Source organism: Roseivirga sp. E12 (assembly GCF_017592825.1).
GTDB lineage: Bacteria > Bacteroidota > Bacteroidia > Cytophagales > Cyclobacteriaceae > Roseivirga.
The window spans coordinates 23,307-49,149 of the sequence record NZ_JAGFMD010000005.1 but is presented as its reverse complement, the minus strand read 5'-3'; the positions used below and the strand labels follow the sequence as shown (position 1 = coordinate 49,149).

Genomic DNA, 25,843 nt, shown 5'->3' with positions numbered 1-25,843 from the left:
AGACTATGGCATGAAGGTTTCCAACATTTTGAAACCTGATTTGGCCCGAATATGGATTTCCGGGAACTTTCGTGGTACCAAAACTGCATTACCCATACATATTTTTGTACTATGCCCCTGAGTCACGATTTCTGCTTCACCTTGGAGACAGGTATATATAATGAAAGAATCAGATTCATAGTGCTCACGAATGATACCTGTGGTATAGTCCAGAAGGTTGGTCCTAAAGTATTGTGATTTCACCAGAGGTACAGACTCATTGAGACATGGATTATAATTAGTTTTGTAGTTGGAATACGTATTGTAGTCTAATGCGTCCAATGCCTCTTCCGTATGTAGCTCGCGTTTGTTGCCTTCGTCATCAGTTCGATCAAAGTCGTAAATGCGATATGTGACGTCCGAAGACTGCTGTATTTCGGCCAACAAGAGCCCTTGACCAATGGTATGAACTCTACCCGCAGGTAAGTAAAAGCAATCACCGCTTTGTACATCTTCATAGTTGAGAAGGTCTGTTAACTTCCCATTATTGAGGTGTTCTAAATATTCTTCTTTGCTAGTGTTCTTATTGAAGCCACTAATCAATCTTGAACCTTCATCAGCTTGAAAGACATACCACATCTCAGTTTTGCCTAAGGAGTTATGTCTGGCTTTAGCCAATTTATCGTCAGGATGAACTTGAATGGATAAATCTTGGGCAGCGTCAATGAACTTTACCAGCAATGGAAACTCGTTGCCGTACTCTTCATAGACTTTGGATCCTATTAGGTCACCTTTGAACTCCGCAATGAGCTCGGGGAGCGTCCAGCCTTTTAAATTCCCTTCAGAGACTTTTGATAGGTTTCCCTCGACTCCGGAGATTTCCCAGGTCTCGCCACAGTTTTTAAGTGGGGAGAAGTCTTTATTGAGGACATCCTTGATTTTGGTTCCACCCCAGATTTTCTCTTTAAATATGGTATCAAACTTTAAGGGATATAGGTAGTTCTTTTCGCTCATTATTTTCTCATTTCCTTGTAAGCATTGATAAGCCCATTGGTAGAGCTGTCATGACTTTCGATTTGACGATCATCGCCCAACTCAGGCAGAATATTTTTAGCCAATACTTTGCCCAGTTCAACGCCCCACTGATCAAAGCTATAAATGTTCCAGATCACACCTTGAACGAATATTTTGTGCTCGTACATGGCGATCAAACTCCCTAAAACTTTCGGTGTAAGTTTTTGGAAAAGGATACTGTTAGTTGGCTTATTGCCCTTAAATACCTTGAATGGAGCCAGTTCTTCGATTTCTTCTGCAGACTTACCTTGCTGTCTTAGTTCTTCTTCGACTTCAGACTTTGTTTTGCCCATCATAAGCGCTTCTGTTTGGGCAAAGAAGTTAGAAAGCAATTTTGGATGATGGTCCCCCAGTTGATTATGACTTTGAGCAGGTGCCATAAAATCGCACGGAATCAACTTAGTCCCCTGATGAATCAACTGATAAAATGCATGTTGGCCATTAGTGCCTGGTTCGCCCCATACAATTGGTCCGGTTTGATAGTTTACTGCCTTGCCATCTCTACCCACATACTTCCCATTACTTTCCATATTACCTTGCTGAAAATAGGCAGCAAAGCGATGCATGTATTGGTCGTAAGGGAGTATTGCTTCAGACTCACTTCCGAAGAAGTTGCCATACCAAATTCCTATTAGAGCCAGTATAACTGGCAGATTTTCTTCAAGATCGACAGTTTGAAAATGCTGATCCATTTCAAATGCTCCGGCCAGTAGCTCGTCAAAATTGTCAAAACCAATGGTACAGGCGATTGACAGCCCAATGGACGACCAAAGAGAATATCTTCCACCTACCCAGTCCCAAAACTCGAACATGTTGGCAGTGTCGATGCCAAATTCACTTACGGCAGTGGCATTGGTTGAAAGTGCGACAAAGTGTTTTGCAATATCCTCTTCGCTAGCACCTGTGTTTAAAAACCAAGTTCTAGCGCTATGGGCATTGGTCATGGTTTCCTGAGTGGCAAATGTCTTAGAAGCGATCATAAAGAGTGTTTCTTCAGGATCAACCTTTTTAAGAATTTCTGAAATATGGGAGCCATCGACATTAGAGACAAAGTGAGTGCTAATGCCAAAGGTGGCGTAAGGTTTGAGTGCCTCAGTGACCATTACCGGGCCAAGGTCCGAGCCTCCAATTCCTATGTTTACAATGTTTTTAATTGGTTTCCCACTGTGACCAATCCACTTACCAGAAGTGATTTTGTCAGCAAAGACTTTCATTTTGGCCAACGCAGCATTTACATCTGGCATCACATCTTTACCGTCTACCATCACAGGGCGATCAGACTTATTTCTTAAAGCCGTATGGAGTACTGCTCTGCCTTCTGTAGCGTTAATAGGCTCCCCATTGAATTGGCTTGCAATGGCTTGCTCAAGCCCACACTCTTTGGCTAAAGAGGTGAGGAGGTCTAATGTCTCTTCAGTGGTAATATTTTTAGAGAAATCGACCAGAGTGTCATTGAATTTGATTGAGAACTTTTCAAACCGCTTGGGATCTGCATCGAAGAGGTTCTTTATTTCTACTGCGCTCATGGTGTTAAAGTGCGCTTGTAGTTTTTGCCAACTATTAGTATTGGTTGGGTTGATTGACTTGAGCATATCTTATTGAAATTTCGGGCTTTCGAAGTTAGCAGAAATTAATGCCTAAATTAAGCATAGGCAGATTCATATTTATGCAAACGATTGGGAGAAAAGGAGAAAATTTAGCGGCCGAACATTTGAAAGGCAAGGGCTATGAAATCCTTGAACAGAATTATCGATTCAAGAAGTCTGAGATTGACTTGATTTGCTTGGATGATGATCTCCTGGTTTTCGTAGAAGTGAAAACTCGAAGTAGCAGAGCTTTTGGAGAGCCAGAGTCATTTGTATCTGATAATCAAAAGGAATCTATTCTAAAAGCCGCTGAACGGTATATGCTAGACGTTGATTGGAAGGGCGACCTTCGCTTTGATATTGTTGCGATAGTATATACAAATACGGAGCAGGAGATTATGCACCTTAAAGATGCCTTCTATTGATTCTTTGTAGGAGCTACGTAAGTAGGAGTGGCATTCCGATTCCATTCCTTTCTAACATATGAATCAAAATCCTTTAGATAGAATTCAGGTGGATATTGAATTTCTTTTTTTATCCTACTTACACCAGGTAGGTTGTGAAATTCTTCCCATACCCCAACTTTTCTATCGAAGATATAAGTACCTCGGACGGCAATATTTCCGCTGGGAAAAAACAGGTAGTACTGTCCTTCCTTTTTACCATAGCGATAGGGGATGACTTCTTTGATTCTGGTCTTTTGGTCTTCATCATAATAGGTGATTTTAGAATCTCTAAACCAACCTTTGACGTAGTGCCTTTTGTCATAAAGAGAGGAGTCTGTTTTTTGGTACATCCATGTCTCATGTTTTGTACCATAATAATACATACCCTCCTCAACCACAATGTCGTTTACTGTTCTCTTGTATGGCCCATGAAGCACTCTTTCTATAGTTTGGCCTCGACCCGTGACAGCAACTACTTCTCCTTTTCGGCTATCGTGATAGTAGATTTGCCTTACATAGTTGTCTACTTTAACGGGTTCTCTGAGTACATTGAATAGCTCGTAGGTAACAGCCGTCCGAGAATCTTTAGCTGTAAAAGACTTCTTGGTTCTTTCGCCATAGTAGAAGTTCTTTTTTTTCTTTAGCTCAGCATCAGGCATGGTATCGATATTATCCTTCTTAAACCTGATGTCGGGCTTTTCTACCTCCTCCTTTTCTTTGGCCTTTTTCTTCTTGGATTGAGCAAGGCCAAGAGAGGTTAGACAGATGAGTGCAGTCAATAAGAGAAGAGATTTTCTCATGATATCAAAGTAACGAAATATTGATGTGAGTAATTACACCTCTTTCTAAAATAAAAGCACCTCTCATTGGAGAGGTGCTCATTTATTCAACTGACTTATGTACTGCTTAGACACTAATTATTGAAAACAATTTTCCGAATCCTCTGATTGCCTTTGTCTTCGTACTGCTACTTCAGTAAAAGACATACTTGTTTAGTTAGAAACTTCACGTTTAAGGGTTGCACTGGTGAAATTGATTTGAATAGCAGAAGAAATCGTACCTTCTCTACTTTCTTTAAGAGTTCTTACGTCCAACACGTGTTTTAGTGATAAGCTATTTATTTGAAAGCATGATGTCTAAAATGACAGTTTTCACTAATAGGTAAAAAGGAAGAAGCTCAATACAAAATGCATGATTGAACAAATTTTGATCCCATTCAAATTTGACATCAGTATAGTGAAGAATGTATGGCTATGGCCAGAACTATCTAGTTATGGTAAAATGAAGTTTTATTTTCACTTTTATTAAGTCAAAAATCGACATAACGAAACAAAGCCAACTCTTTTGACTCTAATATCCTTACTGCTTATTCATCTTTTTCAGTTGAATACTGATCCATTGCCTCCTGTGCAAGTAATTAATACTTCAGATGGGCTTTCTAACAGTATTGTCTATGATATCCATAAGGATGCCGAAGGTTTTATATGGATGGCCACCGATAATGGGTTGAATAGGTATGATGGATATACTTTCAAGGAATTCTATCATTCTGAAATTGATCCTCACTCTATTTCGAGTAACACCGTACGATCAATTGAAGAGGGCCCTGATGGTGATCTTTGGGTTGGCACTTTCGATGGACTCAATCGTTTTAATAAAAAAACAGAGCAATTTGAACGCTTCCATGCCTTACCAAACGGTATTGTCAACCGTCTCGATTTACAAAAGATGGTATTGGTTGCTAATGACCGAATTTGGTTTAGTAACCTAGAAGTAGCGGGCTGGTTCGACCTAAATACGTTAACCTTTGAATTCTTTCAATTGGATCAATTGCCTCATGATATGGCGGTTGACGATGAGGGGCGGCTGTGGTTGCAAACACAGGATGGAAACCTGTGGAGGTTTGATGACAACAGTCAAAGCCTCGTAAAAATCGATCATAATCCAAGAAAAAAACCCTCCCAAATCCATTTTGGAAGGCATTCAAAACTTCTTTGGCTATCGGAAAGAGTAGATGGTAAAACCTATTCCACTGAAGCCCTACCTGCTATTTCAGGCGAATTTGAGACCTTTGTTGTTTATGAAATAGATAGCATCAATGTATGGTTGGGTACAGATCAGGGTCTTTACTCGTACAACAGGATGAAAAAGTATTTGAAGAAAATCAATTTGGGCAATGCCACTTCGGTCTTGTCGGAATCCATCAAATCTATTTATCAAGATGATACAGGAACTATTTGGGTAGGTACTTTAAGTGGTGCTTTTCTTTTCAACCCATATCAAAAGCCATTTCATCATCTGGATTTGTTAAAAGAACAGAGTGATGTAGTGATGGGAATGGTTGAATTTAAAGAAACCATTCTGATAAATACCTTAGGACAAGGGCTTTACCAATATGATCCAATCACACAAGACTTAACATCTATTTCTTTCAATGGTACACCTCCTGTGGGTCATGATTATATTTGGAATATCACGGTTGTGCCTGATACTGACTTTCCCATCTGGCTGGCGACTAATGCTGGTCTCATATTGTTTAATCCGACCTCTGGAGGCTGGAAGCACGTCAAGTTACCTGGCAAAGATCAGAACATATCGCCTGTCTTTGCGATTCAAAGGCAAACCAACGAGTATTTATGGGTGACTGATGCTAATCAAATTTACACCTTGGCTAAGACCGGTGAATATCACAATACAGTTGCTGGATTACCCGTGATCAGGTCGGTAATTCAAGACTTGGTACAGTTAGATAATGAGTTGTACTTAGCCACTGATTCGGGCATATTGTCAGTAGTCGACTTATTAACACAAAGTTCAAAGCCTCTATCTGCCTATAATAAAAAGGCTGATGTGCTGCTAAATACGCCTATTTGGGATCTGCACCTGACAGGTCAGACATTATGGATAGGTACAAATCAGGGCTTATATAAGTACAATACACTATCATTTGATTTTGAGAAGATTAAACTCAACGAAAATGATGAAAACAACATCATTTTCAGCATAGCACCAAGTGTCGATAATGAACTATGGATGGGTACCGAGGCAGGGATTTTTCGCTTCAATTTGACAAGCGAGGAAGTGACGCACTATGTCCATAAAGACGGACTTGTAAACTATGAATTTAACCGTAAGTCTGTAGTTATTGACGCTAATGAGCACCTGTGGTTTGGAGGAGTGAATGGTATCACCTATTTCGATCCAAAACAAATCAAAGAGAACCCGGTCAGCCCTCCAGTATATATTACTGCCGTCAATGTCATAAGCAAAGACACGTCATTCGTTCAACGGATTTCGGACCAAAAGGAGATGATATTACCATGGTATCAAAACACCATAGAATTTGATTTTGTAGCACTAAATTATAGTAACTCTGAACAGAATCAATACCAATATCAATTGGCGGGATATGACCATAATTGGGTGACTCCTAATAATAACAGGCAGGTGAGATATTTACAGTTGCCACCTGGCTCATATGAATTTATGGTGAAAGGTGCTAATAATGACGGGCTATGGAACCCTACCGCGAGCACTTTGAAAATCAGAATATTGCCACCTTTTTGGAGAACCTTTTGGTTTCAGGCCTTGATGTTTCTTATAGTGGCTATATCACTATACATGATCTATCGCTACCGAGTACATAGATTATTGGAAATCGAACGGTTGAAACTGCGCATTGCGGGAGATCTTCATGATGAGGTAGGCAGTGGACTCAGCAGTATTGCGCTCAATGGTGACCTCCTACAACTACAATTAGAGGCAGGTCAGCCGAAATCTGAGCTGGTCTCTCGTATTACAGGAAATGCTCGTAACCTAGCCTCTTCTCTTGATGATATTGTGTGGTTGATTGATCCGCAAAAAGAAACCTTGGGTGATTTCATAAACAGAGTAAGGTCCATGGCAAGGGAATTACTGACCAGCACAGCTTTCACACTGGAAGAGAAAGTAGGGAATGATAGCAGGGGGGTTACTCTGCATGCTGAAGTAAAGAGAAATCTTTTTTTACTTACTAAAGAGATTTTTCACAACATTGCCAAACATGCTGGAGCTTCATCTGTCTCTTTGCGCCTAACATATGCAGAAGGCAGGCTTCATATGTCCGTTTTGGATGATGGGAAAGGCTTTAATACAGATCAGGAAAGCGATGGACATGGTCTGGTGAGTATGCAAAAAAGGGCTCAAGAGTTGTCTGGTCGCTTGATAATTGACTCGGTTGAGGGCAAGGGCACCCAGATATCATTTGATATGAAACTACCGTAATTACGGTATGGGCTTAACACGTAAAGAGCTTTTTATTTAAATATGACTTCTAATATCAAGCGCAATGTATGGATTGTAGAGGATGACCCTTATTTCAAGGAGTCACTCGAAGATCTGGTGAAATCTGAGTCCAAACTCCAGTTGATTTGCTCTGTTAATTCAATCGAGAAGGCTCTGGAGGGATTTGGAAAATATGATGCACCGAAAGTGGTACTTCAGGACATTGGCCTCCCTGGTCTTTCGGGTATTGATGCCATCCCTCTATTCAAAGAAAGGTATCCCAGAGTAGCGATTATTATGTTCACCATTTTTGAGGATGATAAGCGAGTTTTCGAAGCGCTAAAAGCAGGTGCCGATGGGTACTTACTAAAGCGAACTCCTGGTAAAGATTTGATTCGTGGTATACATGAGGTGCTTAACGGAGGTGCTCCTATTTCACCTACCATTGCTCGGCAGATCATTGAGATGATGGCTCCTCGAAAGCATCAGGAAGAAAAGCTAACAGACCGTGAACTTACAGTGCTAAGACACTTGGTTGATGGGTGTACGATTGATCAAATTGCTGAAATGCTCTTTATTAGTCGCCATACAGTAGATACACACACAAAAAATATCCATAGAAAACTACAAGTGCACAATCGTAGTAGTCTGACTTCGAAGGCCATTCGAGATCGGCTCGTGTAATGACTCTTCTCTTCTTTTTCAAAATACCGTAAATACGGTATGGGCACTCGAGGTTAGGGGTTTCAAATTTGTAAGACTTGACTTTACACATTTAAACCAAAACCTCATGTCTTATCGTTTCAAAGCCAGTATCTTTTTGTTGTGCCTTAGTATCATTTTTCTTTGGAATTGTACTCCGGAGAATCCTGCCGAAAATCTACCTCCTACCATTAATGCACAAGAATTTTCAGCTTCCGAAGCTTCGGTTGCAGGTGATGTTTTTGGCTCTGTAAGTGCCACTGATGCTGAAGGTGATGCTTTGACTTTTGAAATTACAGTCAATGACAATGGGCTCTTCGCAATTACGTCAAGTGGTCAATTATCCTTGGCGACAGGTCAAAATCTGGATTTCGAATCATCTCAAAGCCATACCATTACAGTTCAGGTTAGTGATGGTACGTCTCAAGTTACCGCTACAATTACTATCAATGTTATAGATGTGGATGAGAATACTATGCCGACTATTAGCGCTCAATCATTTACTGTGGCTGAAGATATAGATGATGCTACTGCCATTGGCACTGTTATGGCCACAGATGCAGAGGGGGATAATTTGAGTTTTAGTATTACTGCTAATGACAATGGTCTGTTTGAAATTACTACGACAGGAGAGTTGAGCCTATCGGCTGGAGAAACTCTGGATTTTGAAACAACTACTGTTCACACTATTACTGTAGAGGTATCTGATGGAGCTTTGACTGCTTCTGCTGAGATTACCATCAACGTAACTGATGTCAATGAAAATACTGCACCATCCATGGATAGTCAGGAATTTACCGTGATGGAGGACATTGCAGATGATGTTGTTATTGGAACTGTAATGGCCACCGATGCGGAAGGAGACGATCTTAGCTTCAGTATTAATACCAATTCTGGTGATCTTTTTGAAATCACCGCTGATGGAGAGTTGAGTTTGGCGCAAGGCGAAAACTTGGACTTTGAAACAGCCATGAGTCACACCATCACTGTAGAAGTTACCGATGGACAATTAAGCACTACGGCTACCATTACCATCAACGTAACCGATGTAGATGAAACGGAATATATTGGTACTGTTACTACCATTGCTGGTAACGGAGGTTTCGGTTTTGACAATGGACCAGGTCTCAATTCCGCTTTTGCTGTCATGACTGGTATCGAGGTAACTGTCACCGGAGAAATATTGGTTGCTGATAGACAAAATTTTGTCATCCGTCATATTGATCAAAATTTGAACGTAACTACATATGCAGGAAATGGTGTTTCAGGTGAAACAGATGGCACTTTTGCCAATGCCCGTTTTGATTTACCTACAGGTGTGGTCTCTAACGATGACTTCAGCATAGTCTATGTAGTTGATATGAGAAATAGTAGAATTCGAAAACTTGGCCCGGGTGATAACGTGACGACTGTTGCTGGAAGCACACCAGGCCTAGAAAATGGAGATGTATCAGTGGCGCAATTTAGTGTCCCTTGGGATGTGGTCATTGATAGTCAGGGCAACTTATTTATTACAGATTCCAACAATCACCGAATAAGAAAAATCGACTTGAGTACAGGACAGGTGAGCACTTTTGCTGGTACTGGATCGGGAGGTATAAATCAAGGTGGATTTTTGGATGGTCCTGGTAACACTGCGCGTTTCGATAACCCGAGGGGGCTTGCAATTGATGCCAACGACAATCTGTACGTGGCAGACACGGGCAACAACAGCATTCGGAAAATAGACCCAAGTGGTAATGTAACTACCCTTGCAGGCAGTGGTGTTTTAGGCTTCGTTGATGGCCCTGGTGATCAGGCAAGGTTCAGGGTTCCAACGGGGGTTGAGGTAGACGCTAATGGAGTTGTATATGTAGTGGACCAAAACAACCATAGTATTCGTAGGGTGGATACCAATGGTAGAGTAAGTACCATAGCGGGAGATGGGACTTTTGGCACCACTGATGGTGTAGGAGCGGCAGCAAGGTTTGGAACACCTGAAGGCATTGCAATTGGATTGAATGGAGAGCTATTCATAACTGATTTGAACAACTCTATCATCAGGAAAATTGTGGTTAGTGAAAACTAAGAAACCATCTTTAGCTTAATTGTTTTTGCTCTGTTTTAGAAGACACAGTTAAGTAGATCAAACAAAAATAGCCATCCCGACATGTCGGGATGGCTTTTGCTCCTCCTTCCCGATTCTCGGGATCAGATGCTAGGCAAACTTTCTCTTTAGTTGAATGATAGATGTTTTACTCTGAGCAAGTTTCTGAATGTACTTTCTGGATTTCATTCCTTTGATATGTCTCTCTATTCGAAGAGCCTGTGACTTAGATAACTCTTCGGTTAGAAGATGTCTTTCCCATGGTTGTCCGCGTTTTGTCCAAATATGATTTCTTAGAAGGTCATTATGGAACCTAAACCTGCCTTCGAAATCTGAGGTGTAGCCAATGTAAAATCTATTGATGCTCGGAGAGAATAAAATGTAAACGGAGTATTGGGGCATAAAAAAAGGCTGACATGATTGCCAGCCTTTTGCTCCTCCTCTTGGACTCGAACCAAGGACCCTCTGATTAACAGTCAGATGCTCTAACCAACTGAGCTAAGGAGGAATTTGATCCACTCATTTGCGAATCGGAGTGCAATATTAGCGGTTGGTTGAAAATAAACCAAACCCTTTTTAAGATTTTCGCTAAAAATTTAAATCAATCAAATTGAAGTAAACAGCCATGTAGATTAGGGCGAACACGGTAAGGAAGATCAGACCAATAATAGCTAGGGTTTTAAGCCAAGGTTTGGGCTTAAATTCTGCTTCAATTTGGTCCGACATAATCACCTTATAATTGATGAATGCGATGACTGGAGCAATCACGAATGACAATGTGGTGGCAAGATCGACTAAGTCTTTGAGGTTGGATGAAAGCAAAAGAATAAAGAAGAATGATATAAGAGCAACTGTTGCCATCATCCAGTTATAAGTGGTTCTAACACCAGCATCTTTAAAAAATAGCAATCTTACCGTTTCCCCCATTGCTCTACCAAATCCATCTACTACAGTAATGGTTGTGCTGAACATTGTACTGAAAGCTGCCGTGGCAATAATAAGATAAGACCAACCGCCAAGTGCGTCAGTGAAAAGCGTGACGACTTGATCTGCGAATACTGTTGAGTTTCCTGAGAGCTCAACACCAGAGCCATACATGACATTGGCACCCAGTGTAAGAAAGCAAATAGCTAAAAGTGCCGTGACCCAATAGCCAAATTTAAAATCGAAAAGTACCTCTTTGAGTTTCGGTCTGTAACCTGTCTGCTTCATCCGCTCAATGGCCCACAAACTATTCCATGTAGACAGGTCTACTGCCGTAGGCATCCAGCCCATTAGTGCGATTACGAAAATGATGCTGTTTCTTTCAGTAAGCTCTTTTGGAATAAACCCTTCAATAGGCGTAGCGCGTCCTTTAACGACCGCGGCAACAAAGGCGACTAATGTAGATACCAGAAGCACAGTGCCTACTATTTTCAATAGAGAATCTAGGAGGCTGTATTTACCGACTGCCAATATCAATACACAAAAGAGAAGAATGCCTCCAGAAACTAGCGCTGGGTCTAAAGTGAGCCCCGTTAGATTATTGAGCATTCCTGCGGTTACAAAAGTGACGGCAGCAGTCACTGTGAACATGGATCCTAGGCTAAGGATAAAATAGATCCAGAGCACCCATTTTCCTTCTTTCAGATAGCCTTCAAGCAGACTCTTTTTAGTCGCTGCAGCGTAGCGTGATCCAAATTCAAAGAATGGATACTTGAAGACCAGGGCAGCCACAATAAAGAGGACAAGGCCATAGCCAAAGTCGGCACCAGCTCTTGTTGACTGAACAAGGTGTGATACTCCAATGCAGGTGCTGGCAAATAAAATTCCGGGACCAAATGCTTTAAGTAGATGCTTTCTTTCTGAGGACATTGAGTGTAAAAAGTTGAGCTAAAATAGAGAATCATACACTGTTCTCATACCTAATTCATTCGAGCAAACATGCCATTATGGCTGTTTTTTAATAATGAATTTTCAAAAATAAGACACAATGACATTAAAATTGATGAATATCGCTCTTGGTACAGTTTTGAATAATAGGGAGGTACAGAATGAAAAAAATTAAAATCTAGAAATATGAATACAGTAAGAAAAAACTCAGATTGGTTGATGCCGGCTACAATAGACAGATTTGTTGATCGTTTCTTTAATGAGTCGTTCGACCAAAGCAAGTCAGCATTTACGCCTAGGGCCGATGTGGCTGAAACGGATAGCGCTTTTGAAATTCAAGTGGCTGTTCCAGGACTAAATAAGAAAGATATTAGTATCGATCTTAAGGATGGTTATCTAACCATCAGCGGGGAAAGGAAATTCGAGAAGGAGAATCAGTCAAAAAACTTCTATTCTGTACAAACTCAGTATGGAACCTTTAAAAAAGCATTTCAGTTACCAGACAGTGTGGTTGAAGAGAAGATTGAAGCATCTTATGATAATGGTATCCTGAGTGTATTGATACCTAAAGATGAGACCAAGAAATTAGTATCGAAGATAACCGTGAAGTAGGTTAGTGTTGTTGAGGTTGATTAAGGGGCTCCGATTTATCGGAGCCCTATTTTTTTGTTAAATCCGGTTAAATCCAGTGCTATTTTCAATAAATTAGAACACATGGTCTTTTTCATGCGTTAAATTTCCAATGGTCAAAAGCTAATTTATTATGATTTCTAAAAGACAATTCTTTATAGGTGTTTTAGCATCATCTCTTCTGGGTGGGCTTGTGGTGTTGCTAGGGATGAGTCTTTTAGGAAATGGGGCTACTCAAAACTTAGACAGTTTTGGTCAGCCTACTACGCTAACCACATCTCTTGGTGAAATTGACGAAACACCAAGATCCTATGTCGTTCCAGAGGGGATCAATTTTATTAAAGCATCAAGGTCAGCGGTCCCGGCTGTTGTTCATATTACTAATACTTCTGCGCCCTCTGAAAGATCTGGTAGGTGGTCGAAATTATTTGGAAGAGAAAGAAGGGTTAGACAATCAACTGGTTCTGGGGTAATCATATCTAATGATGGATACATCGTTACCAACTTTCATGTAGTGGAAGATGCTGATGAGCTGGAAGTCAGATTGGATGATAACAGAAGACTGGGGGCTGAACTGATCGGTAGCGATCCAGATACAGATTTAGCATTGATAAAAATTAAAGCGGCCAACTTACCATTTGTTGATTTTGGAGACTCTGACCAAGTTGAAATTGGTGAATGGGTACTCGCTGTTGGAAACCCTTTTGACCTTAATAACACTGTTACTGCAGGTATAGTAAGTGCGAAGGCAAGGAATATCAATTTGATTAGTGGCACCCGCAATAGGTATGGCATAGAATCTTTTATTCAGACAGACGCTGTAGTGAATCGCGGTAATAGCGGAGGTGCATTAGTAAATCTCGATGGCGATCTGATCGGTATTAACACTGCTATTGCGACAAACACTGGAACATTTAGCGGCTACTCTTTTGCAGTTCCTTCCATTCTAGTTAAAAAGGTCATGGATGATCTTCTGGAATTTGGAGAAGTGCAGCGTGGCTTGCTAGGGGTTGAAATTCGTGATGCCGATGGGCGGCTTACGGAGGAGCTTTCGGGTGTTCACATCCGCGGAGTTAATCCGGGAAGTGCAGCGGACAAAGCAGGTCTGAAGAATGACGATGTCATTGTTGGTATTGACGATCGGTCCATTAAGACTACAAGTGAGTTACAGGAGTTTGTAGCTAGAAAGCGTCCTGGTGATTTGATTTCAGTCAAGTTTAAAAGAGATGGTGATGTAAAAGAAACCACACTTACCTTAAGAAAGAAAGCCGAATACCTAGCAAGAACTCCAGATGAAATTAGCTTTACTTACAAAATTGAAGGGGCAATTTTTGCCGATATCACAGAAAGTATCCAATACAGATTAAAGGTTGAAGGCGGAGTTCAACTCATTGAGTTGGCTGAAGGTGCTTGGAAGGAAGCGGGTATCAAAGAAGGTTTTGTGATTACCAAGGTTGGCGATCGTGATGTCGAAAGCCTGGAAGAGTTTCAGACCTTATTGGATAACAAGAAAAGAGATTTCTATGTAATGGGGAAATACCCCGATGGCGAAAAGGAATATTTCAAGATAGACTGGTAAGGTCTCGAAAGAATCAACTAACCTCGACTTGTCGGGGTTTTTTTATGTCCAGTCAATTGTCTTGAAGAGACTTTGTCATCATCCAAAATTGCCGTAACTATGAGGGATAATTTAAAACTATTAGGAAATGGGAATTCAGCAGGATTTTGGCATCACAGATGCACTTCAAAAGCTTGGTGTAAAAGCAAGTAATAACGGATCGTCAACAGGTTCAAATTCAATGGGAGGAGGTGAGTCAATTTCATCTTATTCACCGGTTGATGGAGAATTGATCGGTTCAATAACCGCTACTACGCGTGAAGAGTATGACGCCATCATTAAAACTTCTCAGGGAGTGTTTAAGGAATGGAGAGATATGCCTGCACCAAAGCGTGGCGAAATCGTTCGTCAATTCGGAGACAAGCTAAGGCTTTATAAGGATGATTTAGGCAAACTAGTCTCTTATGAGATGGGCAAGTCTTATCAAGAAGGACTTGGAGAGGTACAAGAAATGATTGATATCTGTGACTTTGCTGTTGGTCTCTCTAGACAACTACATGGACTTACGATCAAATCTGAAAGACCTGGTCACCATATGCAAGAGCAATGGCACCCACTGGGTATTGTAGGAATCATTTCGGCATTCAATTTTCCTGTTGCTGTATGGGCATGGAACACAGCGCTAGCCTGGATTTGTGGAGATACATGTATTTGGAAACCGTCTGAGAAAACTCCACTGTGTGGTATTGCCTGTCAAAATATTATTGCAGAAGTGTTGAAAGACAATGACCTGCCGGAAGGAATCTCTTGTATGATCAACGGAGATTATAAGGTGGGAGAAATGATGACTTCTGATCCACGTGTTCCTTTAGTTTCTGCTACAGGGTCTATCAGAATGGGTAGAATAGTAGGTAGAGCGGTTGCCGAGCGCTTGGGTAAGTCAATCCTTGAGCTAGGAGGAAACAATGCAATCATCATTACACCAGAGGCAGACCTTAAGATGACTGTTATTGGTAGTGTGTTTGGAGCAGTTGGAACAGCGGGCCAAAGATGTACTTCTACGCGAAGATTAATAATTCATGAGTCAATTTATGATAAGGTAAAAAATGCCATCACTGATGCTTACTCACAGCTTAGAATTGGTAATCCGCTAGACGAGAACAATCACGTTGGGCCTTTGATCGATACTGATGCGGTGGCTAATTATAATGCAGCTATTGAGAAAGCAAAATCAGAAGGCGGTAACGTGCTCATAGAAGGCGGTGTACTTGAGGGAGAAGGCTATGAAAGTGGCTGTTATGTGAAGCCGTGCATCATCGAAGCTAAAAACGAATATGAAATCGTTCAAGATGAGACTTTCGCACCAATTCTATATCTATTGAAATATAGTGGAGGCGTAAATGATGCGATTGATTTACAAAATGGTGTGGCTCAAGGCTTGTCATCAGCGATCATGACCAACAATATCCAGGAAGCTCATCAATTCCTTTCGGCTGCAGGATCTGACTGTGGAATTGCCAATGTGAATATTGGTACTTCAGGTGCAGAAATCGGAGGTGCCTTCGGAGGAGAGAAAGAAACAGGTGGTGGTAGAGAATCTGGCTCGGATGCATGGAAAGCATACATGCGTAGACAGACGAATACACTTAATTATACCACCGAACTTCCATTAGCTCAGGGAATCAAATTTGATTTGTAAGATTTAATAGAATTGAAGATTAGGAAGAGGCGTCAATGACGCCTTTTTCTTTTAGTAGATCTTCGTAAATCATATTGAAGCCGGTATCCTGTTTTTCAATAGAGGTTATACTGACTGTTTGAACAACGCCATTGCGATTCATAACAAAGTCATTCCAAGCATCGCCTTTGCCTCCTGACTTATGGAATTCCATGATCGTGGGCTGATCAAATACTTGCTGATTGAGTGTCCACTGCTCGAACCACGACTTACGCTCGGCTCTGACGGGTTCTGGGTATAAGGTGCTAGAAGACCAAATAAATGTTTGGTCAGCGTCTAAAGATTTTGAGTGGAGCTCCAATCCATCCCATACCAATTGATTGAGGAAGACTTTTTGGGAAGTCGATTCAACTACAACCAAAGTAAAAGGCTCCATTCCACCAAACTCGAAAGTTTGGGTGAAAGAATGCAAATCTGCATGTTCGAAGAATTGCAGTACCATTTGTCCTCTGCTCAATCGATAAGGCGGAGTGTGGCTGTGCTTTTCGAAACCACCATTAAGCAGGCAAATCGTAAACCTACTTTTGTCTGTTGCAATCCAGGTACCACCCGCCAATGGATCCTTGGGGAAATAAATAGTAGTGTCGCCTACTACATAAGCCTCGGGAGCAAGCGCTGCTCTTTTGGGTGTTTCGTCTCGATTTGAAGTTAAAATGTACTTGTCGTTCCCTTTCGGTAAGAAAGTTACTGTACACATGGTTTGTCCTTCTCGTATTTGATCGTAGAATAGGCAATGCCAAATCCTTCAGGGATACTGACATCGGAGAATTCGCTCAAAATGGCAATCTTGATGATGGCCATATGGTGAATTGCATGCTCAATATTGTATTGTAGTTCACGGTAGTAAGAAGTCACAATCTCGATCGGATCTTCTCGGTCCATGCTGTAATTGGCCTTAAGCTTTAAGGAACTATCGGATGCAATTTTTTCAATTTCCAGCTTCAAAGAGTTCATTTTCTCAATGGCCATCAAGCGGTTTTCTTCTATCACGCGATCATGACTTCTTTGATCATAATTCACTTCACCAGAATTGATTCCTAAGATCATTAAGTCATAAAACTCAATGATATGTCTGATGTGCTTGCCAATCGTATTGTCAGATAAAACCTTAAGTGGTTGTCTGAAAGCCTGATCTTGTAACTGCTCAGAGACCTGAATAAGTTGGTCTAAAATTTTAGCCGAAACCTGCTTTAATTGCATCTAATGTTGTTTTTTAACCAATAACTGAGCCAAATGTAAGTAATATATACGGAAGTTTAACTGTGTCTGAGACTGGAAATCAGCCGCCCGACACTATTTTGCTCCATTCAGTATTTGCCTTGGGCAAAAGGTTGACTTGATCCTTGTTCCAAGATTTAAGCGTATTGGTGAACCTAAAATTGTAGAATAAGTAAAGTTTTCCGTCAATGATCTTGAAGGTTTCTGGGTCAATCCGCACCTTATCACCATCAGCCATGGCATATGCACAGTAGCCCCCATATTCTGGTTCGTATTTTTCTGGGTTGGCTATAAAGAGTTGTCTATTCTTTGCCGAAGAAAAATAATAAGTGACCCCTGCGGCAATATGACTTATTTTGTCAGATCCCTCAATCGCTTTGTTATCAGTGAAATAGGCTACAGGGTCATATCCTTGTATAGCCAAGCCTCTCTTAAGGTTATAATGCTTAAGGTCATATCCGCTGCTTTGAGCAAAAGAAGAATGAACTCCGACTAGGCCAAAGAGGTAGAATGATAAGAGTATAATTGATCGTTTCATGACAAATATTTTTCAAGTATAGCCATACTTACGCATTACTCGCTCAGACGGATGTAGGGCAAGGGCATTTTGCTGACATTTGAATACTAATTATTCTTTTGCTTAGTTTCAAAGAAAAGCACGATATTTCGTGAGAAATGAATAGAGAACCCCGACTACCTGATTATGGTCTTTTGTCTCAGTTTACCGTTGAGAGGGCCTTGGCATCCGTTTTTTGGATGGAAGAGTCAGGTAGGCTAAAATTTGCTAACGAAACTGCTCAGATTCTATACGGGTATAGTGCTGAAGAATTTGAAGATCTCAGCATATTAGACCTAAACCCGAATTTTGATGAGCAATCATTCGCAGATTTATGGGCACGCTCGAAACAGGAGAAGCGAATTCGTCTGGAATCATCTCATTTCAAAAAAGACGGCACAGAATTCCCAGTAGAAATTTTCGTCAATCATATAGAGTTTGAAGGCCATGCCTTCAATGTGAGCTTTGTGTTAGACATCACAGAGAGAAAGAGGAAGGAAAGACTTTTGAAATCACTTTCCGAGGCGACTGCCGATACTGTAGGCTCAGACTTCTTTGTGTCATTGGTAGAAAACATAGCGATGTCACTAGGAGTGCACATGGCGATTATTACTGAGTGTACAGATTCCAGTCGTTCGCGACTTCGCACGCTGGCTTACTTCAAAGACAACACACTTCAACAGAATATAGAATACAGCACAGAGGGAACACCATGCAAGATTATCATGGAATCTGCCGATCCTTTTTTTATTCAGCAAGGAGTACGAGATCAATTTGAAGAAGAGCCTGGCATTGAAGGTTATTTTGGCATTCCAATTTTGAACGAGTCGGGAGAATGTATCGGTCATATTGCCATTTTTAATAAGGAAGATCTGCTGCTGTCCGATGAGGAACGAGAGATTCTGAAATTATTCTCAGATCGTGCGGCTGTTGAAATAGAGAGAAAAATTGCCAATGAGAAGCTTTTAGAAGCTGTCGAAGAGGTGAAAAGTTTAAAGGATAGACTCGAGGCTGAGAACACCTACCTACAAGAAGAGATTAAGTTTGAGCATAACTTTCAAGAGATAATCACCCAAAGCGAGCGCTTCAGGTCAGTATTATCATCGTCAGAGCAAGTGGCCATCACGGACGCCACAGTCCTTGTCCTGGGAGAGTCCGGTACTGGTAAAGAGTTATTGGCGAGAGCAATTCATAATATTAGTAAGCGAAGCGATCGGCCTTTAGTTAAGGTAAACTGTGCTGCTCTTCCGGCAAATTTGATTGAAAGCGAGTTGTTTGGTCATGAAAAGGGAGCCTTTACAGGAGCGATAGCTAAAAAAATAGGACGGTTTGAGTTGGCAGATGGAGGCACTTTGTTTCTAGATGAGATTGGTGAATTGCCACTTGAACTCCAGTCTAAGCTTTTGCGCGCCCTGCAGGAGGGTGAGTTCGAACGGCTCGGAAGCACAAATACGCAAAAGGTAGATGTGCGCGTAATAGCTGCTACTAATAGAGATCTGGAAAAGGAAGTTGATGATGGTAGTTTCCGTGCAGACCTATATTATCGCCTTAACGTATTTCCAATCAACAGTATTCCACTAAGAGAGAGGAGAGAAGATATTCCCTTATTAGTGAAACACTTTGTGAATCGATTCTCAGCAAAGATCGGAAAGAAGATTGTTTCGATTCCTAAAAGAGTGATCAACTCTTTGCAAGGCTACCACTGGCCAGGAAACATCAGGGAGCTTGAAAATGTAATTGAGCGATCGGTAATCCTGAGCTCCGGCACTTCTCTAGAGTTGGGTGATTGGATTCCAAAGTCAACCACCCAATCAGTCATTACAGAGCTAGACACACTTCATGAATTTGAGCGCAAATACATTATTCATGTATTGCAGAAAACTACATGGAGAGTCAGTGGAGAGAAAGGAGCGGCTAAAATTCTGGGAATGAAGCCAACTACCTTAGAGTCTCGAATGAAAAAGCTCGGTATTAAGAGAGGCTTTTCAAATTAGAATTTCAGCACTATGTCAATCGCTGGAACACCTCCCTCAAAGACAAGCAGGTCGAGCGTTACCTTCTTGCCAATGTAACGCAGGCCTCCAGAAATCAACGCATCATTTTCAGAGGTGAGTATATAGTTTTCTGTGATGAATGCTAGGCGTCCGGTGAGTCGCGTCATGCCACCAATTGTCAATAATCCAGTATTGTCAATCTCACCATTAGCTAAAGCGTATCCAGTTCCGAAAGTTATGTTATGTTCCTTATTACCATAGGTTAAAAGTGCGTTTAGACTCCCTAAGTTTAGTTCGCCACTGAGGTCTCCCGCAGAGGTTAAATAAGAGAATGAAACTGCTCCCTGAAGATTTTTGGCAATAGGAATACCATACTTAAGGTTCGTTAGGACGATCGGTGACCCACTGAAAAGAGAAATTAACTCAGTGCCTACTAATGCGCTAAATCGGTCGGTAATGCCATAGCTTACTATATTGACTAAACCATAGATGTTTTGATAGTAGCCCTCACCCTGATTGAGTGTATAGGCCGATTGTCCAATAAAGTATCGGGTAGGATTGGGGTTCGGCATTCTACCCTTATCGTCTAGATAGATGATTTTTTTTATTTCAGTTCGCTGGAAGGTCAGCAGGCCAAGTGACTCACTGCTAACCACAACCTCTCGGTCGTCTTCACTGACTAATTCTCCCTTGATCTCAGATTTATCTAAGAGAATGATAATGACCTGATTGCCGGTATTATCGTCTTGAGCTTGTGCGTTTAGAGGGTTAAAAAAAAGAGTAAAAAGACAAAAAATTGAAAAAATGGACCTCATGTTATTTTCTTGATATTTCGTGAATATTGAGTTGTACGTTGTTTTGTGAACAAAATATAGGCCAAATTTCTCTTTTAGTCCTTTTTACCTCTAATATCACTTTTCCTGAAATAAGAAGAAATACACGAAATATAGTGAAAAAATATCGAAAAGCTGAATACTAAAATATTCTAACTATATGATAATCAGTATATTAAATATGTAAAATACCAACTGGCACGCTAATTGTCATTTAGAGGACGGTTCTATAGACGGTAGAGCGACAAAGTGTTGGTTAACACTTATTCTTGACAAAACTAAGTTTATGTTCTGGCGTTGATTATCTTTCGAATTGAGTTATGAGGCATAGATTACCGCTTTTTCTGGTAAAGATTATCTACTATGAATACTGGCCATTTTGGTTGTTTTTTCTACCATTAGTGCCGTATTGGATTTATTTGTCCATCAAGGCAAGGTCGCTAACCTATTTTACAGCGGCTAACCCCGGTATCATTCATGGTGGTGTTTTTGGAGAATCTAAGATTGACATTCTTGATAAGATTGATCCTAGGTATCGCCCGACAACATTGTTCTTCAAATTGTCGGCTACATTACCTGAAGTGATGAGTCGAATTGAGCAATCGGATTTGAAATTTCCAATGATCATTAAACCAGATGTTGGAGAAAGAGGAGCCGAGGTCGAAAAGGTCGACAATGAAACTGAGCTCGCAGATTACCTCAAAGGCAGTGATCAGGATTTCATCATTCAGGAGTTTGTAGATTTCGATATCGAATTAGGTGTCTTATATCACAAGCTTCCGATAAGCGGAACCAGCAACATTACCTCTATTGTCCAAAAAGAATTTTTGGGCGTTACTGGTGATGGAGCTTCGACCATTCGAGAGTTGCTAAGTAGAAATGAACGTGCAAAACTTCAGATGAGCATCATGGAAGAAAAACATGGCGAGCACTTGGAGGATGTACTACCAAAAGGAAAGTATGAGAATCTACAACCGATTGGTAACCATTGCTTAGGTACTAAGTTCTTGAGCGGGCAGCATTTAATTAATAGTGATTTAGTGGCCGTTTTTGATCAAATATCTGAAAATATTGGAGGTTTCAATTTTGGAAGATTCGATCTAAAGGTTAGTTCCATTGAAGATTTGTATGCCGGAAAGAACATAAAAGTGATGGAGCTCAACGGAGTAACTTCTGAACCTGGACATATTTATGACCCGAAGTATAATCTACTTCGAGCTTATAAAGACACCATGTTTAGTATGAAGACTTCTTGCAAGGTGAGCATTGAGAACATAAAGAATGGGGCCAAAGTGACACCATTCTGGACAATGTTCAGACTACTCAGGGGGCATTTTTCTGAAAGGCCAGAATCACAAAACTTAGAAGGCAATGTTAAAACCATGATGACCAAATGATCTGGTCTATTCTGGAAGCTTTAATCATTGCTACGGCAATTAGTTTTGCCGGATCAGTACAACTGGGGCCAGTGAATTTTGGCACCATTCATACTGCACTCCACAAGAATAAGAAAGCAGCCATAATCTTTGGATTTGGTGGTAGTTTACCTGAGCTATTGTATTGCGGACTTGCCATTGGCAGTTCCAATGTTATCTCGCAATACGAAGGCTTTGAAGACTACCTCAAATATTTGACAACTGGTGTTCTATTCCTCTTTGGAATATACCTGATCTTCCAGAAAGCTGCTTCAGAGTACAAACATAAATCAGAAAAGAAAGGAAAGGAGCTATGGCTTGGTGCAACCTTCGGTTTACTAAATCCGCAACTCTATCCCTTTTGGCTTTTTATTATTACCTATCTCAGAACCAACTCCATACTGGAAAACAACATGTGGCCTGTACAGGTCGCCTTTGTTGTAGGATCAGCGTTGGGTGCATTTCTGCTTCAATTATTGGTTGCGGAATTCACCACCCGAAAGAGAGAGTTCATCTATTTGAGATTAACGAAAAACTATAACAAAGTGCTAGGGGCGGTCATAATCGCTATAGCCATTTTTCAATTGGTAATAAATATATAAGTCATGCAAAACGAAATAAAATATTGGTATCTAAGAAACTATGATCTATTCGCGAACCTAAGCAAGGAGCAAATTCATGACCTCTGTTCAATTTCAAGGTTTGTTAGAATGAAAAAGGGGCAGACTATCTACTTCGCAAATGATGATTCTAAGAGACTCTATTTTCTGATCAATGGTAAGATCAAAATCAGCGAAATTGATGGCCTTGGTAACGAAATGATTAAGGATATAATCTTGACAGGCGATCTGTTCGGAGAAATACCTATCACCAATTTTCAGGTGAGCCAAGAGTTTGCAGAGATACTCTCAAGTGAAGTGATTCTATGCACTTTCACGATGGAAGAATTCGAGAAGTTAATGCACAAACATCCGAGCTTGGCACTGTCATTCTCAAAGAAAATGGGTGAGAAACTAAGGAAGTTAGAGCATCGTTATGCTAACCTTGTTTTCAAGGATGTGAAAGCAAGACTTAAGGATTTTCTAGTTGACTGGGCCAATAAAGAAGGCAAGCCAGCAGACGCAGGTTTAGTCATTAGGAATTACCTGACGCACAATGAGATTGCTAGTTTGATCAGTTCTTCCAGACAAACCGTCACAACACTTATCAATGAGCTAAAGGAAGAAGGCGTAATCGTCTATAGCCGAAGCTTAATTACAATTCCCAATATTGGTGCCTTGGCCGCCTAAGGATGTTTTGAGAAAAAAAAGCCCCGACTTGTCGGGGCTTTTTTTATTTGATGCAACTAGTGTATTAAGTTTGCTGTCTATTGCTTAGTAATCAAAAGGTCATGGATATGAAGAACAATCTTAAAACTCAAATCACAATTATCTTACTCTTTATCAGTTCAATAGCTTTCGCGCAAGACACTGATACAAGAAGTCTAGACAACTTCACGGAATTAAAAGTCTCGGAAGGCATTCAGGTTATTGCTAAGAGGGGCAATAAGAATAGCGTGGATATCGAGGTGTCACGAATTGATGTCGACAGAATTATAACAGAAGTCCGAGGCGACAGGTTAAGCATTCACGTGCGAAGAAATTCTTGGTCGAGCCGAAATAGAAGTGGTAGAATTCGAGTAACACTTACTTATACTGAAGAGATGGAGGAGATCGTGGTAAACACGGGTGCTGAAGTTTCTTTCGAGGATTTAATTGAGACCAGGCGTCTTTCTGTAACAACCAGCACTTCAGGTGTGGTTGATGCCAAAGTCAAGGTGACCAGTCTTGACCTAAGTGCAACGACTTCAGGTAGAATTGATATGACTGGAGATGCTGACGAGGTAGAAGCTAAGGCATCTACTGGTGGAACAATATATGCTTATGACGTAGAAGCCATTGAAGTTTATGCAAAGGCTAATACGGGTGCTGATGTTAGGGTTAATGCTCAGGATAGGCTTAGAGCAAGTGCAAACACTGGAGGTACTGTGAGTTACAGAGGTCGTCCAAAGACTGATGTTCGTTCGAATACAGGTGGGAGCATTCGCAGAGCGAGGTAATTAGCGTATTTCAACAAGACAGATTTTTTGATTAATCTTAGCTTTGAGTTTAAAGCTTCGATTATGAAAAAGAGAATAGTAATTGGAGCCCTCTTTGGGCTCTTTCTTTTTGGCGGTAGCCTAAAGGCGCAAGACGATGTGCAAGCAATTAAGGATGCGGTCATGACCATGTTTGATGGTATGAGAGCGGGAGATAGCGCTATGGTGCACTCTGTCTTTAGTGATGATATCGTTTTTCAACGTGTCCAAGAAAACAGAGAAGGCAAGGCTAGGGTCGTCAGTAGTGACTTCAGAGATTTTTTAAAATCAGTCGGAACTCCTCATGAAAAAGTATGGGATGAAAGAATAGAGTTCGGAACCATTGAGATTGATGGTAAAATGGCTTCAGTCTGGACTCCCTTTAAATTTTACTTGGGAGATCAGTTCTCACACTGTGGGGTGAATGTCTTTAAGCTCTATAAATCTGATGATGGATGGAAAATTTTCCATCTGGTAGATACTGGCCGGAGAGATAACTGCGTAGGGGGATAAAACAAAAACGCCCCTTTCGGGGCGTTCTTACTTACCTTTTACGGTAATGGTTCTCTATAATATCTCTCACTGAAACGCGCTGGTGATTGAAATCGTGGGAACCTTGTGAATTGACGTTGCCATTCGAATGCGTTTTAACCTTGTCTATATTAGACTCATTCGTCTGGCGACTCGTTTTTAATTCCTCCATTAGTTTACTATGCTTAAGATCTAACAATTAAAAAGTTGTCAGTAGAAATCAGTCTCCTCTCCTGACACAAAATTATGCAATCGATTGCATTATCCAAGCCAAGGCAGAAAAAAACTCAAATATTATTTCCGCTACTGATTGACTTGGGCCTTAGACATTTATACTACCGATAACGCTTTCTTTACCCTACTTTTGTTCTGCATAATCTTGTCAATGGAGGGGTAGCTCTGTTTGGGAGGGTTAAAAGAATTTGAATCTGAAATGAAAGTATTTTTTAAGGCTGTTATAGTTCATTTTTTAGATAGCGATACCTTACAAAAAGGAGCGGCCCTGGCTTATTATACTGTCTTTTCTCTATTGCCAATGGTGATAATTACAGTTTCGTTATTGGGTTTGATTTTTGGAAGGGAAGCGGTGTCTGGAGAGATATATGAACAAATGAAGGGCGCTCTCGGAAATGAGGGTGCGCTACAGATTCAGGGAGTCATTAAAAACCAACACATAAATCACAATAACACGTTAACTGCACTTCTTGGTTTTGCTATGCTTGCCCTGAGTGCTACGGGAATGTTTAGTCAGATTCATAGCTCATTCAATAACATATGGAATGTTGAGCCCAAGCCAGGTAGCGGAATTGTAAATTATGCCGTAAAACATGTTGTTTCATTAGTGACCTTAGTGGTGATCTTTGCCATAATTTTTCTGAGTACATCTCTGAATAGTCTGCTAATCAAGTATTCGAAAGAGCTACATGTGGATTATGAACTTGCTTATGTCTACGAACATGTGATTTCATTTGTCCTGATTGCAGTGGCATTCGCCATAATGTTTAAGTTTTTATCAGACGCCAAAGTCGCTTGGAAGATCTCTCTGAAAGCAGGATTGTTCACATCCACACTTTTTCTGTTTGGGAAGGTTGGAATTGGTATGTATATCGGTCATAGCCATCTGTCTACAACCTTTGGTGCTATGAGTACATTGGCCTTGCTCATGATGTGGGTCTATTACACTTCTCAGATAATTTTCCTAGGTGCCTCTTTCTTGAAAGTTCTGGATGATAGAGTTAGTACTTGA

Annotated in this window: 23 protein-coding genes and 1 tRNA gene; 14 read left to right on the top strand and 10 right to left on the bottom strand. The window is 40.8% G+C overall.

Annotated features, from left to right (window positions below; genetic code table 11):
- Window positions 1-3: 3 nt before the first annotated feature.
- Both J4E76_RS12565 and pgi read right to left on the bottom strand, forming a co-directional pair.
- Window positions 4-993, bottom strand: coding sequence for a type I phosphomannose isomerase catalytic subunit (locus J4E76_RS12565; protein ID WP_208504666.1), 990 nt, complete (start codon window positions 991-993; stop codon window positions 4-6).
- Window positions 993-2,645, bottom strand: coding sequence for a glucose-6-phosphate isomerase (pgi, locus tag J4E76_RS12560; RefSeq protein WP_208504664.1), 1,653 nt, complete (start codon window positions 2,643-2,645; stop codon window positions 993-995). Before pgi ends, J4E76_RS12565 begins: the two co-directional genes overlap by 1 nt.
- A 41-nt stretch (window positions 2,646-2,686) precedes the next feature.
- On the opposite strand from pgi, the gene J4E76_RS12555 reads away from it, so the two are divergent.
- Window positions 2,687-3,064 carry a YraN family protein gene (locus J4E76_RS12555; protein WP_236017439.1) on the top strand — a complete coding sequence of 126 codons (378 nt, stop codon included), beginning with the start codon at window positions 2,687-2,689 and terminating at the stop codon, window positions 3,062-3,064.
- Here J4E76_RS12555 and J4E76_RS12550 read toward each other — a convergent pair.
- Complete coding sequence (locus J4E76_RS12550) at window positions 3,058-3,885, bottom strand: toxin-antitoxin system YwqK family antitoxin (protein ID WP_208504662.1); 828 nt, start codon at window positions 3,883-3,885, stop codon at window positions 3,058-3,060. The two genes, J4E76_RS12555 and J4E76_RS12550, sit on opposite strands and share 7 nt — an antisense overlap.
- A gap of 544 nt (window positions 3,886-4,429) precedes the next feature.
- Between J4E76_RS12550 and J4E76_RS12545 the strand changes: the two genes are divergently transcribed.
- From J4E76_RS12545 to J4E76_RS12535, 3 genes are all read left to right on the top strand, one after another.
- Entirely contained in the window at window positions 4,430-7,348 is a 2,919-nt protein-coding gene (locus tag J4E76_RS12545; protein WP_208504660.1) for a two-component regulator propeller domain-containing protein, read from the top strand.
- Between the two features lie 42 nt (window positions 7,349-7,390).
- Window positions 7,391-8,032, top strand: coding sequence for a response regulator transcription factor (locus J4E76_RS12540; RefSeq protein ID WP_208504659.1), 642 nt, complete (start codon window positions 7,391-7,393; stop codon window positions 8,030-8,032).
- A 106-nt stretch (window positions 8,033-8,138) separates the two neighbouring features.
- Window positions 8,139-10,118 (top strand): cadherin domain-containing protein, encoded by a 1,980-nt coding sequence (locus J4E76_RS12535; protein WP_208504657.1) that lies wholly within the window; start codon window positions 8,139-8,141, stop codon window positions 10,116-10,118.
- Window positions 10,119-10,247: 129 nt separating this feature from the next.
- On the opposite strand, the gene J4E76_RS21200 is transcribed toward J4E76_RS12535, so the two are convergent.
- From J4E76_RS21200 to J4E76_RS12520, 3 genes are all read right to left on the bottom strand, one after another.
- Window positions 10,248-10,538, bottom strand: a complete 291-nt coding sequence (locus J4E76_RS21200) for a GIY-YIG nuclease family protein (protein WP_208504655.1) — start codon at window positions 10,536-10,538, stop codon at window positions 10,248-10,250.
- 32 nt (window positions 10,539-10,570) lie between these two features.
- Window positions 10,571-10,644 (bottom strand) — tRNA-Asn (locus tag J4E76_RS12525).
- An 80-nt stretch (window positions 10,645-10,724) separates the two neighbouring features.
- Window positions 10,725-11,990, bottom strand: a complete 1,266-nt coding sequence (locus tag J4E76_RS12520; protein WP_208504653.1) for an NRAMP family divalent metal transporter — start codon at window positions 11,988-11,990, stop codon at window positions 10,725-10,727.
- 204 nt (window positions 11,991-12,194) lie between these two features.
- On the opposite strand from J4E76_RS12520, the gene J4E76_RS12515 reads away from it, so the two are divergent.
- The 3 genes from J4E76_RS12515 (at window position 12,195) to J4E76_RS12505 (ending at window position 15,895) form a co-directional block, all read left to right on the top strand.
- Entirely contained in the window at window positions 12,195-12,620 is a 426-nt protein-coding gene (locus J4E76_RS12515; protein WP_236017438.1) for an Hsp20/alpha crystallin family protein, read from the top strand.
- A 151-nt stretch (window positions 12,621-12,771) separates the two neighbouring features.
- A complete protein-coding gene (locus J4E76_RS12510; protein WP_236017434.1) occupies window positions 12,772-14,217 on the top strand; it encodes a trypsin-like peptidase domain-containing protein in 1,446 nt (481 codons plus the stop codon).
- 127 nt (window positions 14,218-14,344) lie between these two features.
- Window positions 14,345-15,895: an aldehyde dehydrogenase family protein gene (locus J4E76_RS12505; RefSeq protein WP_208504651.1), complete on the top strand. Its 1,551-nt coding sequence runs from the start codon at window positions 14,345-14,347 to the stop codon at window positions 15,893-15,895.
- 19 nt (window positions 15,896-15,914) lie between these two features.
- On the opposite strand, the gene J4E76_RS12500 is transcribed toward J4E76_RS12505, so the two are convergent.
- The 3 genes from J4E76_RS12500 to J4E76_RS12490 all read right to left on the bottom strand — a co-directional run bounded on the left by J4E76_RS12500 (window position 15,915) and on the right by J4E76_RS12490 (window position 17,690).
- Complete coding sequence (locus tag J4E76_RS12500) at window positions 15,915-16,631, bottom strand: NRDE family protein (protein ID WP_208504649.1); 717 nt, start codon at window positions 16,629-16,631, stop codon at window positions 15,915-15,917.
- A complete protein-coding gene (locus J4E76_RS12495) occupies window positions 16,619-17,134 on the bottom strand; it encodes a hypothetical protein (protein WP_208504647.1) in 516 nt (171 codons plus the stop codon). The genes J4E76_RS12500 and J4E76_RS12495 overlap by 13 nt, the downstream gene beginning before the upstream one ends.
- A gap of 79 nt (window positions 17,135-17,213) precedes the next feature.
- Window positions 17,214-17,690 carry a YHS domain-containing (seleno)protein gene (locus J4E76_RS12490; RefSeq protein ID WP_208504645.1) on the bottom strand — a complete coding sequence of 159 codons (477 nt, stop codon included), beginning with the start codon at window positions 17,688-17,690 and terminating at the stop codon, window positions 17,214-17,216.
- Window positions 17,691-17,827: 137 nt separating this feature from the next.
- On the opposite strand from J4E76_RS12490, the gene J4E76_RS12485 reads away from it, so the two are divergent.
- Complete coding sequence (locus J4E76_RS12485; protein WP_208504643.1) at window positions 17,828-19,702, top strand: sigma 54-interacting transcriptional regulator; 1,875 nt, start codon at window positions 17,828-17,830, stop codon at window positions 19,700-19,702.
- On the opposite strand, the gene J4E76_RS12480 is transcribed toward J4E76_RS12485, so the two are convergent.
- Window positions 19,699-20,517, bottom strand: a complete 819-nt coding sequence (locus tag J4E76_RS12480) for a hypothetical protein (RefSeq protein WP_208504641.1) — start codon at window positions 20,515-20,517, stop codon at window positions 19,699-19,701. The two genes, J4E76_RS12485 and J4E76_RS12480, sit on opposite strands and share 4 nt — an antisense overlap.
- A gap of 338 nt (window positions 20,518-20,855) precedes the next feature.
- Between J4E76_RS12480 and J4E76_RS12475 the strand changes: the two genes are divergently transcribed.
- The 6 genes from J4E76_RS12475 (at window position 20,856) to J4E76_RS12450 (ending at window position 25,843) form a co-directional block, all read left to right on the top strand.
- Window positions 20,856-21,932, top strand: a complete 1,077-nt coding sequence (locus J4E76_RS12475; RefSeq protein ID WP_208504639.1) for a hypothetical protein — start codon at window positions 20,856-20,858, stop codon at window positions 21,930-21,932.
- A complete protein-coding gene (locus J4E76_RS12470; RefSeq protein ID WP_208504638.1) occupies window positions 21,929-22,552 on the top strand; it encodes a LysE family translocator in 624 nt (207 codons plus the stop codon). Before J4E76_RS12475 ends, J4E76_RS12470 begins: the two co-directional genes overlap by 4 nt.
- A gap of 3 nt (window positions 22,553-22,555) precedes the next feature.
- Window positions 22,556-23,239, top strand: coding sequence for a Crp/Fnr family transcriptional regulator (locus J4E76_RS12465; RefSeq protein WP_069843758.1), 684 nt, complete (start codon window positions 22,556-22,558; stop codon window positions 23,237-23,239).
- 107 nt (window positions 23,240-23,346) lie between these two features.
- Window positions 23,347-24,048: a head GIN domain-containing protein gene (locus J4E76_RS12460; protein ID WP_208504635.1), complete on the top strand. Its 702-nt coding sequence runs from the start codon at window positions 23,347-23,349 to the stop codon at window positions 24,046-24,048.
- Between the two features lie 63 nt (window positions 24,049-24,111).
- Window positions 24,112-24,579: a nuclear transport factor 2 family protein gene (locus tag J4E76_RS12455; protein WP_208504633.1), complete on the top strand. Its 468-nt coding sequence runs from the start codon at window positions 24,112-24,114 to the stop codon at window positions 24,577-24,579.
- A 451-nt stretch (window positions 24,580-25,030) separates the two neighbouring features.
- Entirely contained in the window at window positions 25,031-25,843 is an 813-nt protein-coding gene (locus J4E76_RS12450; RefSeq protein WP_208504631.1) for a YihY/virulence factor BrkB family protein, read from the top strand.